The 14,545-nt window shown below is 46.8% G+C and carries 9 protein-coding genes; 4 read left to right on the top strand and 5 right to left on the bottom strand.

All coding sequences use genetic code 11. The features are described 5' to 3' along the window. The first annotated feature begins 224 nt into the window (after nt 1–224). A complete protein-coding gene (locus ACJJIJ_RS08400) occupies nt 225–1,535 on the top strand; it encodes a hypothetical protein (protein ID WP_444939273.1) in 1,311 nt (436 codons plus the stop codon). A gap of 155 nt (nt 1,536–1,690) precedes the next feature. Continuing rightward, the gene (locus ACJJIJ_RS08395; RefSeq protein WP_444939272.1) at nt 1,691–2,464 is read left to right on the top strand and encodes a penicillin-binding transpeptidase domain-containing protein; all 774 of its coding nucleotides are present in this window, start codon (nt 1,691–1,693) and stop codon (nt 2,462–2,464) included. A gap of 83 nt (nt 2,465–2,547) precedes the next feature. On the opposite strand, the gene ACJJIJ_RS08390 is transcribed toward ACJJIJ_RS08395, so the two are convergent. Further along, on the bottom strand, nt 2,548–4,437 hold the full coding sequence (locus tag ACJJIJ_RS08390; protein ID WP_444939271.1) for a potassium transporter Kup: 1,890 nt from the start codon (nt 4,435–4,437) through the stop codon (nt 2,548–2,550). Nucleotides 4,438–4,882: 445 nt separating this feature from the next. Here ACJJIJ_RS08390 and ACJJIJ_RS08385 point away from each other — a divergent pair, with 445 nt between their 5' ends. Beyond that, the gene (locus ACJJIJ_RS08385; protein ID WP_252081750.1) at nt 4,883–6,523 is read left to right on the top strand and encodes an acetolactate synthase large subunit; all 1,641 of its coding nucleotides are present in this window, start codon (nt 4,883–4,885) and stop codon (nt 6,521–6,523) included. Nucleotides 6,524–6,611: 88 nt separating this feature from the next. Here the strand turns inward: ACJJIJ_RS08385 and ACJJIJ_RS08380 are convergent, their stop codons facing one another. Beyond that, nucleotides 6,612–7,856, bottom strand: a complete 1,245-nt coding sequence (locus tag ACJJIJ_RS08380) for an MFS transporter (RefSeq protein ID WP_444939270.1) — start codon at nt 7,854–7,856, stop codon at nt 6,612–6,614. Nucleotides 7,857–8,028: 172 nt separating this feature from the next. Continuing rightward, nucleotides 8,029–8,280, bottom strand: coding sequence for a hypothetical protein (locus tag ACJJIJ_RS08375; RefSeq protein ID WP_252081748.1), 252 nt, complete (start codon nt 8,278–8,280; stop codon nt 8,029–8,031). A gap of 176 nt (nt 8,281–8,456) precedes the next feature. On the opposite strand from ACJJIJ_RS08375, the gene norR reads away from it, so the two are divergent. Next, nucleotides 8,457–10,028: a nitric oxide reductase transcriptional regulator NorR gene (gene norR, locus ACJJIJ_RS08370; RefSeq protein ID WP_444939269.1), complete on the top strand. Its 1,572-nt coding sequence runs from the start codon at nt 8,457–8,459 to the stop codon at nt 10,026–10,028. Nucleotides 10,029–10,224: 196 nt separating this feature from the next. Here the strand turns inward: norR and ACJJIJ_RS08365 are convergent, their stop codons facing one another. Beyond that, the gene (locus tag ACJJIJ_RS08365) at nt 10,225–13,326 is read right to left on the bottom strand and encodes an efflux RND transporter permease subunit (protein WP_444939268.1); all 3,102 of its coding nucleotides are present in this window, start codon (nt 13,324–13,326) and stop codon (nt 10,225–10,227) included. Next, the gene (locus ACJJIJ_RS08360) at nt 13,323–14,402 is read right to left on the bottom strand and encodes an efflux RND transporter periplasmic adaptor subunit (RefSeq protein WP_444939267.1); all 1,080 of its coding nucleotides are present in this window, start codon (nt 14,400–14,402) and stop codon (nt 13,323–13,325) included. The genes ACJJIJ_RS08365 and ACJJIJ_RS08360 overlap by 4 nt, the downstream gene beginning before the upstream one ends. Nucleotides 14,403–14,545: the final 143 nt, after the last annotated feature.

Genomic DNA, 14,545 nt, shown 5'->3' with positions numbered 1-14,545 from the left:
AAAATACTTAATTTCCGAATTGCAGATGCCCTGTAAAAACAGCCTTTTTATAGGAGTGCTTCCTGTGGGGTGGAGATAGCCTAATAGGTTGCCTTTTTATCAGGGCCATGGTTCTATTAATTTGAGTTAGAGAAGTTGTGACTGTTAAATAAAATACTCATGTGAGGTCTCTGGCATATTTTTGTTGTCATTCCAGAATAAATTCAAATAAAAAGGAAGTGGTTTTGAATAAGATAGTATTTGTGGTGTTGCTGATTGTATTGAGTGTAAAGGTCTTTGCATCAGATCCCAACGTAGATCAAGCGAGAGCCTCTTTACAGGTTGTCAAAGAGCTAACACCCTGGCCTTGGGAGGAGCCTGTTACTCCAATACTTGATGATTATTTGGCCGCTGAGTTTGACCAGTATCAGGGGTGGGCTAAATCGCTTTATATGGTTGATGAATTGAAAATGCACAAGTGGGGTCAGTCTATCACTGAGTTTACCGTGCTCGCCGAACTTTTATATACCTTTCAGCCGGAAGATTACCAAGAAGAGAACAGGTTAACTTTTGAAGCCGCTATTGCGGATTTAGATATGTTCCGGATGGAGCTGAATGAATTCCTGTATCCCTATGTGCCTAGCTATAACCTCAAGCATCAGAATTTGGTACGGCATTTTGACGGTGAGGGCATTGTCATTGGGGTGTTTGATTTGTTTGATCCTGTTCGTTTACAGGAACAGCGTGAGCGACACCCTAATATCGAAGCCGAAGTTCAATTTGGTGATCCCATCACCTTCCTGCATGGCAATACCGTTATTGATATTATCCTCGATATTGCGCCCAAGGCTACTATTGTACCCATAAGTACTGAAAGCAAAACGTACAATGAAGCCATGGCTTACATGCGTAACCGAGATGATATTGATGTAATTAATATGAGTCGGGCTTTTCATATCACCAATGATCAGCTGGATCCGGATTTCTCGGAGCATCTATCCCATATTTTGCAATCCAAAATATTTACCAAGTCAATTGGGAATACAGGTACTGACCTGGAAGGTGAGAATACGGATGTTCGCAAGCGTCTAGGCCTTCCTCCGCTGGGAAGTTTCTTTACCTATGACCTGGATCTGATCAAGGCTTTTTTACAGCAAAATCAAGGTGCTCCAGGCAGTCAAAACTTGATGTTTGCGATCAATTTGCAGCCATTCTCCAACGAAGTCTCTTTAACTGCCACGGTTCCTGGTTATAACCCCTTGGCGATCAAGCGGAGCTTTGCTATTTCGGGAGATGCAGTTTACTCAGTTTCAAGCCATAACTTTGAATCCGGTAGCTCTTTTGCCGCACCACAGTTGGCGGCTATCAGCGCGTTGCTATTGGATGCAGCGGATCATTATGGGTACTCCAGCGGTGAGGCTGTGCCATTGGTAGCGCAGTCGCTTCAGGGTACGGCAAGGCGATCCCACTTAGGTGCCAATAATACCGGATTGGGCCTTGTTGATGCCCACAAGGCATTAGCAAAGCTAATTCAGTCGAGTCGAAGGGTAGAATAGGTCTTTGCGCAGTTTTCGATGCCGGTAACAGCTACCTGTGCAACCTCCGTGTCGGAGTACTCCTGAAATGAAGGCAGGTGAGAATGCGGCAGGATCGTTTATGATTGCTACCCTGATCAGATATTTTATTAACCAGTACCTCTGGGAAGTTCAAATTGAAAGCAATCGTATTATTATTCCTGCTCTTTAGTAGTCTCGCCTGGTCTTCCGAAGATATCGAATGTAGCAAATCATGCACATTTGTACTGAAAAATCACAAAGAGGCCACTTACTCAATCATCAATGAAAAGAGAGCCGATGTAAGGCTCACGCCGTTCTCAACCTTTAAGGTGCCTAACACTCTGATTGCATTAGATGCTGGTTTGGTCCGCAGCCTTGTACAGGAATTAACCTATGACCACTTGAAGTATCCGGCTCAGCGATGGTGGCCCAGTATTTGGTACGACAAGCCGCTGCCCATCCGGGCGGCTTTTCAAAATTCCGCAGTGCCTATTTATCGGCAATTAGCCTCTCAAATAGGCAGGAAGAGAATGAATCAATATTTGATTCAGTTCGACTATGGCAACAGGGATATCTCCTCTGGTTTGGATAAATTTTGGCTAAATGGGAGCCTGAAGATATCGGCCAAGGAGCAGGTGAATTTCTTACAAAAGCTATTTTCTGGAGCCCTGCCTATTTCTGATGACTCTCTTGCTTTATTCAAAGAAGTTATGTTGGTAGAGGAGACAGACTCGTACAAGCTCTATGCAAAAACGGGAGGCGGGCAGATTAATGATGAATTTGCTTTGGGTTGGTATGTTGGCGTAGTGGAAACTGGCAGCAATATGTATTTTTTTGCAGTCAATATAGATGGTAAGAGTTTTGCCGAAGTACAGCAGAGAAGGATTCAGTTTGCCCGACAACACTTGTCACGGCTCGGAGTGATTTAGATTCCCGCTTTATAAATAAGTTAATGATTTCCCATTACTGGTAAGCAGTGGTGCCACTTGGCACTACTGCTTTATCGTTTAAATTAAATTCGGATTTTTTCGCCCATTACTATCACACGGCTCATAGGAATACGGTAATACTCTACAGCGCTACTCACATTGCGGAACATAACCGCAAACAACCGCTCTCGCCATAAGAACATACGGCTATCCTCCTGCTTGGTTGGGGTGATGGTTTGTCTTGTTAAAAAATATGAAGCCTTATTGGGGTCGATATCCAGCTCTTTCTTAAGGCGTAGCCGCTTTAAAACCTTCCAAATATCCGGCTGCTCTATGTAGCCATAGCGTAAAAGTAAGTAGTGGCAGTTTTCACGGATTTCGCTGAGGATATACCGGTTGCCAGGCATTACCCGTGGAGCATTCACAAATGATACAGTAATGAACAGTAAGTTTTCGTGTAATACTTTATTGTGCTTCAGGTTATAGATCAGTGCGTGGGGGGTGGATAGCTGTCTGGAGGTTAGGAATACTGCAGTTCCAGGCACTCTTATAGGGTTTTTCTTCAGCAGGGCGGTTAGATAAGGCTCCAGTTTGAATTCTTGACGCTGAAGTTGCAGTGCTAAGGCTTCCCTGCCATCTCTCCAGGTGAACATTGAGATACAGGCTATAGCACCTAAACCGAGAGGAAACCAGCCACCATGACTAATTTTTAGCAAGCTGGAGGAGAAAAAGGCGAGATCGATGCAGATAAAGAAGGCCGCTACTGATAGACAAAGTAGTAAGTGACATTTTAATTGAATGCGGTATACAACCGCGGCCAGGCAAGTACTTATCAACATGGCGCCGCTTACGGAAACACCGTAGGCAGCGGCTAAATTGGTGGATGAGCCGAAACCCACTACCGCCCCTATCACTAAAAACATAAGCAGCCTGTTAACGCCTGGCATAAATATCTGCCCCTCAAGATGAGTTGAGGTATGACGAAGGGTAAGGCGGGGTAAAAGCCCTAGTTGCATTGCTTGTTTGGCCAAGGAGAAGCTGCCGGTAATACAGGCTTGAGAGGCAATAACTGTGGCGGCGGTAGCAAGTATGATTACCGGATAAAGCCCCCAACTGGGAAACATGCGGTAGAAGGGGTTATCGACTGCATGGGGATGGCTCATCAACAGTGCACCTTGTCCCATGTAGTTCAGAAAAAGAGCGGGAAAAACCAATCCCAACCATGCCATTCTGATTGGGCTGCGGCCGAAGTGACCCATATCGGTGTAAAGTGCCTCAGCTCCGGTAAAAACTAGAAGAACAGCGCCTAATACCAAGAATGAGCTAAAACCATGACTGGTGAGGAATCTCAGGGCATGTTCAGGGTTGATCGCATGGAGAATCTGAGGGTTGTTGATGATACTGGATACTCCAGCCACCAAAAGTGTGAGAAACCAGAGAGCAGTGATGGGTCCAAATAGTGTTCCTACGGTAGAGGTACCGTAGCGCTGAACTGAGAATAGGCAAATTAAGACTCCAATGGAGATAGGTACCACTAGAGATTGGTGTGTCTGATTTCCAACCTCAAGCCCCTCTATAGCCGAGAGTACAGAGATCGCTGGGGTAATAATGGCATCCCCAAAGAAAAGTGCAGCGCCAAGTATACCGGCGGTAACTACAAACCATTGGAGGTATTTTCGTCCTTCTGTGGCATCCATTGCCAGCGTCATCAGTGCCATGATGCCGCCTTCCCCACGATTATCCAGCCGCATTATCAATGTCACATATTTGATTGTCACGATCAGTATCAGGGCCCAGAAGATCGTTGAAACGCCACCGAGTATATTGGCCTCAGTTAAAGGAATATTGAGCCTCGAGTGGAAGATCAATTTAACCGCGTACAGGGGGCTGGTACCTATGTCTCCGAAAACCACGCCGAGCGCCGCCAGCGATAGAAACCATTTTCCCTTGTGAGTCTTCTCTTTGCTTTTCATAAGGGGCTGCTATCAAAAGGCGGCCGAGCTTTCTCGATCTGCTGGCATTAGAGTAGATTGTGAGGCTGTTGTGGCTGGCTGATTCGGGATTGGCAATATCATTTTACTGCTTTCACTCTTGTGGTCCATGGGGTCCGCCTATCCAGATCCAGTTCTCCGTTGAAAGATATTAGCAAGCAGCTGGCATGGGCAAATTTGCCTTGCAAAGTAGTCTTCCAAACTGGACTAATAGGAAAAGTGGAGTTTGCGGTCTCCGAAGGAGTCATCCTGTGCTAAAACTCAGAGGGGTTTTGCATCCGTACGTGCAAAATACTGACTCTGCCCAATGGGTGCGGGGAATGCTGGATCAGGTTTTAGGCTAGCAAGTAAAAAAGTAAAGAAAGAAGTGTCGAATACCCCATACCTGGCCAAATCATGAGTGATTACAACGACGAGAGACGCTCCTATGAAAGCATCCGATCTATTTGTGCGCGCCCTGGAAGCCGAGGGGGTTGAGTATGTTTTTGGTATTCCCGGCGAGGAAAACCTGGATATGCTGGAGTCTTTGCGGGGCTCCAAAATACAGTTAATCCTTACTCGTCACGAGCAGGCCGCTGGATTTATGGCGGCCACTTATGGGCGCCTTACCGGTAAGTCTGGTGTGTGTTTGGCAACCCTGGGGCCAGGTGCCACTAATCTGGTTACCGCGGCAGCTTATGCTCAGCTGGGAGGGATGCCTATGGTGATGATTACTGGGCAGAAACCTATTAAAAGTTCCAAGCAGGGACAATTTCAAATTATTAATATCGTCGACATGATGCGGCCCCTTACCAAGTACACAAAAACGATTGTGGGAGGGGATTATGTGCCGGCGTATGTGCGCGAAGCCTTTCGTCTCTCAGAGGAAGAGCGGCCAGGGGCTACGCACTTGGAGTTTCCTGAGGATATCGCCCGGGAGCATTCCGCCATGCCGGTGCTCGACATCAGCTATCAGCGCCGTCCCATTGCTGAAGAAAAAGCCATTCGTAAGGCGGCTGAGGCTATCGCAAGCTCTCGCAAGCCTCTACTACTGATCGGCGCCGGCGCGAACAGAAAGCTGACGTCGAAGATGCTGAGAAAATTTGTGGAAAAGCTGGGAATCCCCGCAATTACCACGCAGATGGGTAAGGGAGTGATCGATGAATCGGGGCCGCACTTTATTGGCAATACGGCCTTATCCGATGGTGACTTTATTCATCGCACTATTGAGCAGGCAGATTTGATCATTAACGTAGGTCACGATGTTGTAGAGAAGCCCCCGTTCTTTATGCGCCCTGGTGGGCCAGAAGTGGTACATATTAACTTCAATGCGGCCCAGGTGGACCCGGTGTATTTCCCGCAGATAGAAGTGATCGGTGATATCGCCAACAGCCTATGGCAGCTGCAGGAACACCTAGAGCCGCAAGAGCACTGGAGTTTTAGTGATGCTCACCGCATCCGTGCTGCCTTGCAGAAGCATATTGAGGAGGGTTCGAGCGCAGATACTTTCCCCATCAGACCCCAGCGACTAGTAAGGGATGTGCGTGAGGTGATGCCAGAGAAGGGCGTGATTGCCCTTGATAATGGCATGTTCAAGATCTGGTTTGCCCGCAATTATCCCGCTTACTTTCCGAATACCGTACTTTTGGATAATGCGCTGGCCACTATGGGGGCTGGTTTGCCATCGGCCATGGCGGCCAAGCTGGTTTGTCCCGATCGCCGGGTGGTGGCTATCTGTGGGGACGGGGGTTTTATGATGAACTCCCAGGAAATAGAAACCGCTGTTCGCCTGAAGCTGGACTTAATTGTGTTGATTTTGCGCGACGATGCCTATGGCATGATCAAATGGAAGCAGTCCATGATGGGGCTTAAGAATTTTGGTCTCGATTTCACCAATCCTGATTTTGTGGCTTATGCGAAATCTTATGGTGCCGAAGGGCATCGCATACAGGCAACAGATGAATTGAAACCGATGATTGAGAAGTGCTGCAGGGAGGGCGGGGTACATTTGATAGAAGTTCCCATGGATTACAGCCATAACGATCGAATACTGAATCACGAAATTAAGGACTTGGCAAGCAAGCTATAGCTTGAGGTAGCAACGCTAGTTCAGGTATTTCTGCGGCCACATTTCAAGCTCTGGGCCGCAGTGATACCGCGATAGTATTCAGGGGGCTTCACCGATCAACAATTTTTTTCATTGCACTGCTACGCCAACTGAACCAGCTCAGTATCAAAACGAAAACGGCCGCAATGGCTGTGATAAAAAATGGTAGTCGGATATTAATTTCCATAGCGCCGCCTCCCAAAAGTGAGATAAGGGTGGCCACAATGGTGAAGCCCGCTGTGGCGATACCCATTACCCATCCCTGCTCGCTCTCATCCACACTATTGGCAAATAAGTTCAATAGTGCCGGATAGGCTAGTCCAAAGCACAAGTAGGCGAGAAACACACTCAAGTAACAAAGCCAGACCTGGTCACTGAAAGCGAAAACCAGCGCACAGGCCCCCATAGTCAATGCCGATACCTTGATAACCAGTGGCTTACCCCATTTAGACAGCACGGGTTTAACCAAAAAGATACTGGAAGTACCCACGGCGATTCCCATGAATAGCATGGCCATACTGGTTCCCAGTAAGCCGAGGCCAAAGCGGCTGCTGAGATAGTTGGTGATAAAGATATAAAAACTGAGGTGAACCAGCATAAAGCTTAGGTAAGCTGGGCAAAGCCTGATGACTAAGGGCCTCTCTTTGAGGTGTGCAAATTGCCTGAATAAGTCAGATAAGCGCAATTGAATAGGCGAAGTCGGGGGGCGGCTATCGTGATAAAAGAGCAGAATTAGGCCGAGGGTGATAGCAACCAAAAGTAGCGCAAAATAAAAAGGCAGTTGAATGCTTGCAATATTACCGAGCAGGGCCTTGTCGGCTAAGACTCCAGCGATAATTGGTCCCGCAACTGCTCCCGCGCTCATTCCCGCCACCAGTAACCCCAAGTTTTTTGAAGCATCCAGTTCATCACGGCTTGCATCAATCATTGCCGCTTGGGCAATGGGCTGGTTGCCGGCAGTAAATCCACTGACCACGCGCCCAAGAATCAGCAACCACAGGCTGCTGGCAAATAAGGCTGCGAGTGTAATTGCATAGCCTGCCAGGGCGCCAACCAAACAAAGTACCATCGCGCTTTTTCGGCCGATACTGTCAGATAACTTAGCGATATACACCGCCCCAATAAACCAAGCTAAAAAAAAGCTACTGATAACAATGCCATAGTAGAGGTGGCGGGTGGATTGTGCGGTGTCTGTAGGCAGGAATTGAAACTTGGTGGACATGACCAGTTCATTAATGATGGGGAATAGCAGTCCTTGACCCATCAAGTCGATAAATACCACAGCCAGCAGGGCCAGACGGCTCATTGCAGACATCGAGTTTCCTTATGGGGTTTGTATTGATCGCTGTGCAGGGTTGGCAGCCCTGAAGAGAAGATAGCACTGAGGTAGTTGTTAGATACGGCTGCTGAGGTGATGGTGTGGAAAGTTTGAAAGCTACAAAGGTCGCCCCCAAAGGGGATGGAGGCGAGAAGCTCGGCGTGATCAGTTAGCGCACTTCCTGGCACAGGTTGTATTGCGCAACGCAGCGGCTGACATAGCCAATCTTGATAAACGTTGCACTGATAATCATAAAAATATGGCCCGCCACTTGGGCTGGGATAGAAAAATAATGGGAGAGCGGGTAGCAGATGACAACGGTGAGTAATAGCAGGGGGGTAGAGAGCAACAGGGTGAGATTTCCGGCCTTGAGCAAGAGTTCAAAACGCCTGCGAATTTTTAAAGTGTATGTGTCCAGCATTGTCTTCGCCTCTATTACTAAATAACCTCAATGGTTATTACGCAAATGTTATGCCAGCTTAATAATTTCTTATAAATCAATAGGTTAAACTAATTATGATATTCGTTTGTGTCAATTTGACCTATATAGCGACCATGTCATAATGACACAAAAGAAGCTTATTGACTTGGTGGGATATGGTGGATATCAATTCTACTCTACTGCTTGAAGTTGCTCTGGATCTCGCAAATAGCCTGAATAATAGTGACCGATTTGAACGACTGCTCTCCACCATCCGCAAGGCAATTAAGTGTGATGCGGTGGCCCTACTGGGGCTGAATGGAGAGGTGCTTACCCCCCTTGCTGTGCAGGGCTTGGCCAGGCGTACTATGGGGCGGCGTTTCCTAATTAACGAGCATCCCCGCCTAGCGCAAATCTGCAGTTCTGATGCTCCCGTTCGCTTCCCCTCTGACTGCAATCTGCCGGACCCTTTTGATGGCTTACTACTGGATAGGGAAGGGGACCTACCGGTGCACTCCTGTCTCGGTTTGCCACTGTATTCTGACAATCATCTAGTGGGGCTGCTTACTTTGGATAGTATGACCTCAGACGCCTATAGCCTGATTAGCGATCGAACGCTTGAGTTAATCGCCGCACTCTCAGCCGCTACTCTCAAAACGGCTTTGGAGCTAAAAGCGCTGTCCCTTTCTGCTGAACATGCCGAACAACTGGTGAAAGAGTTGACCCAGGAAGCCTTTCTGCGCGATGGCGGTGAGTTAATCGGCGAAAGCCAAGTGATGAGGGCCTTGCGAAGTGATATTGAATTAGTTGCAGGGTCTGACTACAGCGTGCTTATTCTTGGGGAAACTGGGGTGGGTAAGGAGCTGGTTGCCCGCACGGTACATCGGCTGTCATCTCGCCGGGAAAAACCCCTTGTCTATCTCAACTGCGCCTCCTTAACTGAAACACTGGCAGAAGCGGAGTTATTCGGGCATGCGAAGGGGGCTTTTACTGGCGCTGATCGGGATCGCCCGGGAAAGTTTCTATTGGCAAACGGCGGGACACTTTTTCTGGATGAAGTGGGTGAACTGCCTTTATCAGTCCAGGGTAAACTGCTGCGGGTACTGCAAAGTGGTGAAATCCAGCCTGTTGGTAAGGATGCGGTACAGCATGTAGATGTGCGTATTGTGGCCGCTACCAATCGGGATTTGCTCAAAGAAATCGACTCAGGTGGATTCAGGGCCGATTTGTATCACCGCCTCTCTGTTTACCCTCTGGAAGTACCCGCACTATCAAAGAGAGAAAATGATGTTCTCCTGCTGGCAGATTATTTTCTGGAGCGCTCCACGAGGAAACTAGGCTTCCGTCAGTTAAGGCTATCAGCAGATGCTTCCAGTAAATTAAAGCGCTATGGCTGGCCTGGAAATGTGAGAGAGCTGGAGCATATCATCAGTCGCGCAGCGCTCAAGGCAAGAAAAAACGCATCACTCTCTGAAATTGTATCGCTGACAGCGGCACATATAGAGATTCCGGATGACATAGCGGCGCAACCAGAGTTTGAGAAGCCCGTTCAGCCTCCGCTTGGGGCAATAAATCTTAGGGTAGCCACTGAAGAATATCAGCGGGATCTTATAAAGCATATATTGACTCAGAGCGATGGGAATTGGAGTAGGGCAGCGAAATCGCTCTCAATGGATAGGGGCAACTTGGTCCGCCTTGCAAAACGTCTGGGTATCTATATAAAAAAAGAGGTTGTGGGCGTAAATTGATGGCGTTTTGCGCAATATAGGTTGCTAGGGGAAATGGATGAATAGGGATACTTGTGATTGGGTTTGGAGTAGTTACTTTCACTAAGGATAATAAACAAACCTCTATAGCAGATTAGAAACCGGCGAGATATACCTGTGCTGACATTTTGGTTGTTATTGCCAGCACAGGTTAGATCAATTGATCGCCACCCTTATGTTACGCGCTAGCAGGTTCAGGCACGTCCGAGTCAATCTTTTGAGCAAAACTCTGCTGCTCAGAGCGGAACAGCTTTTGTGAGAGTAGTGCAGACATAAAGGCTAAAACAAACAGAGCGCTAAATATCATCCCGCCAGTAATCACCGTCGCCAGGCCTCGATAAATTGCAGCACTGCTCCCTGGATTTAACACCAAAGGCAGGTTGCCAAAGATACAGGTGATTGTTGTTAGCATAATGGGACGAGCGCGCAAGCTGGCTGCTGCATAAATAGCTTCTAGCTGACTGGCCCCGGCCTGTAATGACTTTTGAAATTGATTCACTAATAGTATTGCGTTGTTGACTACAAGCCCCATCAGAATTACGAATCCAATCATTGTAATTACATCAAGGCTTTGGGGGGTGAAAAAGTTTAATAGCTGTAAACTTAACATCCCGCCGGCAAATGAGAGGGGTATAGCGCAAAGCACGGCGGCGGCCAGCTTTGCAGATCTTAGGGCAAAATACATCAACAGGGCGAGTACTGCGAGAGCAGCCAAGAATATTTTAAGAAATTCAACTAGGAACAGGTTTAGTTCGTTTGCGCTGCCCCTGAACTGAGTGTGCAAATCGCTATAGGAGCTTTCAGCTAAAAAGGACTGTACCGATTGGTCTACATTTTCAACAAATGACTTCATTGGTACCCCTTCTGGTGGGGTTAGGTTTAACGATGCACTGACTTCTTGCCCAACTCGTAAAATGCTGGCCGGGGCTTGGGTTATTTTCGCGCTTGCTAATTCACGGACAGGAATCAGGCCGTGCCCATCAATCCATATTTCAGTGTTTAGAAGTGCTTCCAGGTTCTGAGGGTCTTTTGCTTTGAAATAGAATGGTAGCGTGTTAGTGCCAGTATAAAAATGGCCTATGTATATCCCATCGGTCAAAGCCATAAGTTGGCGGTTTAGCTCTGAAACTGTAATACCTAAATAAGTTAATTGATCCAGGCGAGGTTGGAACTCTATACGTACAGCCCGGTTTTGCAGTGCGCTCCCCTCCTGGATTTGTGCGTCTGGAAACTCTGCGCGCAGATGGTTCATTAACTCAGTGCCAGCCATTTGTAGCCTGGAAAGTTCAGCCCCTTTAATATCCAGTTGGCTTATTCGATTGTTTGGCATTGCAAATCGTAAAAGACCCCCATGCCTGAAATGGATACGGGTGCCTACCAGTCCATAGAGTACTTTTTCATTTATCCATTCCCGTAGTGATTCAAAATCCCAATCGCCTTGGGTATACATATAGAGGTTGCAATTGCTTGGGTTGCAGATAATGCCGTAAGTGGAAACATGATCTTCTATTTCCTTAAAGTTGTTGGTGATTCGATTCACCACGCGTTCCCCGTAATCCTTTCTAATAGCATCTGTGGCTAGTGCGCTCTCAAAGTTGATGAAAACAGAAACCATATTCTGTTTTGGATCTGGCAATACATCTATGGATGGTGTGGAAACATAAGTAGCTATGAGTGCGATGGGTAGCCCAAGAATTATGGCTGTTATAGACCGTCTGGGGGTAGCTGTAGCTTTGATGGAAAGGGCAACCCATCTTTTTAGGGCTAATAGAATTCTTGTGTTTGAAGATTCATTCTTTATTTTTTTTGAATGGACCAATATGTACCTTGCGAATGAAGGTAGTATTAATAAGGCAAAGAGCAATGAGGCGAGTAAAGCGCTTGAGATTGTAAAAGCGAGATCTCTAAATAACTGGCCTGTTGCAGATTGCATGGCAATAATAGGCAAGAATACAATGACGCTTGATATCGTTGATGATACCAATGAACCTGTAACTTCTCGTGTTCCCTGCACAATGCTTTCCTGGGTGCCAATGCCTTGCTGGCGAAGCCTTTGAATATTTTCCACCACAATAATTGCCGCATCTACCATCAATCCGATAGAAAGAGCAATGCCTGCCAATGAAATAACATTCATGCTTCTACCCCCAATGTACATACCCACAACGACGAGGGAGATGCATACGGGAATGCTGAGGAATATTAACGTTAACGTTTTCAGGTTGCGCAGAAACCAGTACAGAACCAAGCAGGCTAGCAGTGATCCAAGAAGGAGGCTACCATACACCAGATTCAGGGAGTCTCGGATTCCTTTGGAGTCATCACGGCTTATGGCCAATTCCATGTCTAACCGAGCTAACTCTCCACTATTCAGCTCCGCCATGGTTGATTTCAGCTGTGCAATAGTGTCAAGAGCATTGACGTTTTCGGTGGGGAGCAAGTAGAAATAAAAGGATCGATTACCCTCAAGGGCAAAATATGCCCAGTCAGATGCAGGCCGTGCATTGACAGAGGCAATGTCAGAGAGCCGTATAATCTGGTTTCCACGTGTGGCGATAGGTAATTGTGAGAGCTCATCTAGGGGGATTTGGCCCTTAAAGTGTAGTGCATAGTCTTTAGAGCCAATTTTCAGGTTGCCGCCCGATCGGTCCACCAGATCATTAAGATGTGCAGTCACCCCAGCAATACTTAAGGAATTTTGAGTCATCTTCTCTGGATCAAACTCAATATCCACACGCTGTGCGATAGGCGTAGCGGCAACTTCTATAGAGGATACTCCCGGGATTTTACTGATGGCTGGCTTTACGTGGTTTAAAAATGCATCAATTAATTCCAGCTCACTGGCTGACTTCTTCGAATAGAGGAAGAAGGTTGCCAGCGTAGCCCCCGCACCGTTGGCAAAATTGAAAACTTGGGGTGTTCGGACTTGTGTGGGCCAGTTGGGTACCTGATTAATTCTGGAGAGTACCTCAATATACATTTGCTCCATATCTGCTTCAGAATGAAAGTCAATCATGACCCAGGCAAAGCCACTGTTGATATTTGTCTGCACCTCTTTCAGGTAGCTTAGGCTCGATAGCTCCTGCTCAAGTGGTGCAACTAATATCTGTTCTATCTCTTCCGCTGTCTTTCCCGGCCATGGAATAGCCAGTGCAATTTGTGGGCGATTGATAGTGGGGAGTAGTGCATTAGGCAAGTTTAGGCCCGCAATAATACCGGCAACAATTAAGGCAAAAGTGCAACTTATAATAAATGAACTGTATTTCTCCAGGGATTTCATGTGTTTTCCCTCTTTGTCGGAGAGACAGTTTCATTGGGTTGTAGGCCTTCATAACCCAGAACGACTACAAGATCTCCAGGTTTAATGGTTGAACGTACAACAAAGTGCCCCTTCAAGGTATCTATTATTTGAACCTCGGTACTAACCGCCCTTTGATCACTGTCTAAAGTCCAGACTTTATATTGGTCGCCCTCTAGTATTACGGCATCACTGGGAACTTTTGTTACCCACTCCCGCGTGTTTTTAGTTGAGAGGGGTGTTTGCATCGTTATTTCGAATCTCTGTCCTACCAATAGAGACGGGAACTGCTCTGATTCGGTTTCAAAGTAGAGGTTGAGATTTTGCGTTTCGGGATTGACCGTATGACTAATATTTCTTAAGGGGATATTTTGGTCCCTAAAAGTAAAGGTGCTGCTGTTGAGTAAATTCTCATTGTTTAATTTTTCTTCGGGAAGGCTGCACTCAATTTGATTTTCTTTCAGAGGCAGCAACTGCATGATTCTTTGCCCCGAATTCAGTCTCTCACCGGGGTTGGCTTCTATACTTACAACTTGACTATCAGTTCTTGCATAGTGTTGCAGTCGTTCTAAACGGTATTCAGCTGTTGTTAACTGGTGCTCAAGTCTTTGCTTTGTGAGCCGGTAGGTATCAGCATTGAGCTTAAGACTGTTTAAGTGGGACGGAGACACCATGTCCGCTGAGCGAAGTCTCTCCAATCTGCTCAGCTCTTCTTCCGCATAAATAAGCTGGCTCTGTGTGATTGCAATATCTGTGCGAATAATCTCAATCTCCTGAGAGAGATAAAATCCATCCTGTGCCGCTACTAACTCGCCAGCTTTAATAATTGATCCTACGGGTTTTACTTGGGTGAGTTCGGCTTCAGTGTGGCTGGAGACTTGATGTAGCGGAGGAGATAACACCGAACAAAATAATCTGGTATTAATAGCTTGCTGCCACGGGTGTGCAGCCTCAACGAGTACTGCACGGCTATCATCAGCAAAAATACTAGAGCTAGAAAATAGAGTGGTAGAAATGATGCTGCTGGCAAGAAATGCTCTAAATTGACTGTTTCGCATTCGGGGGCTCTAGTCGATATTATTCTTAGATTAATGTTTGTGGTGAGACTATCTGGCGCTAAAGAGACTTAATGTCTTTAGTGTTGTAGTTGACAAAAGGGTATGGGGATGCTGATTTTCCTGCAATTGGCCTACGACAAGGT

The organism is Microbulbifer mixtoriginis (SeqCode), from assembly GCF_052467945.1.
The sequence above is the reverse complement of the archived record's forward strand: the minus strand, read 5'-3'. Positions and strand labels throughout refer to the sequence as shown.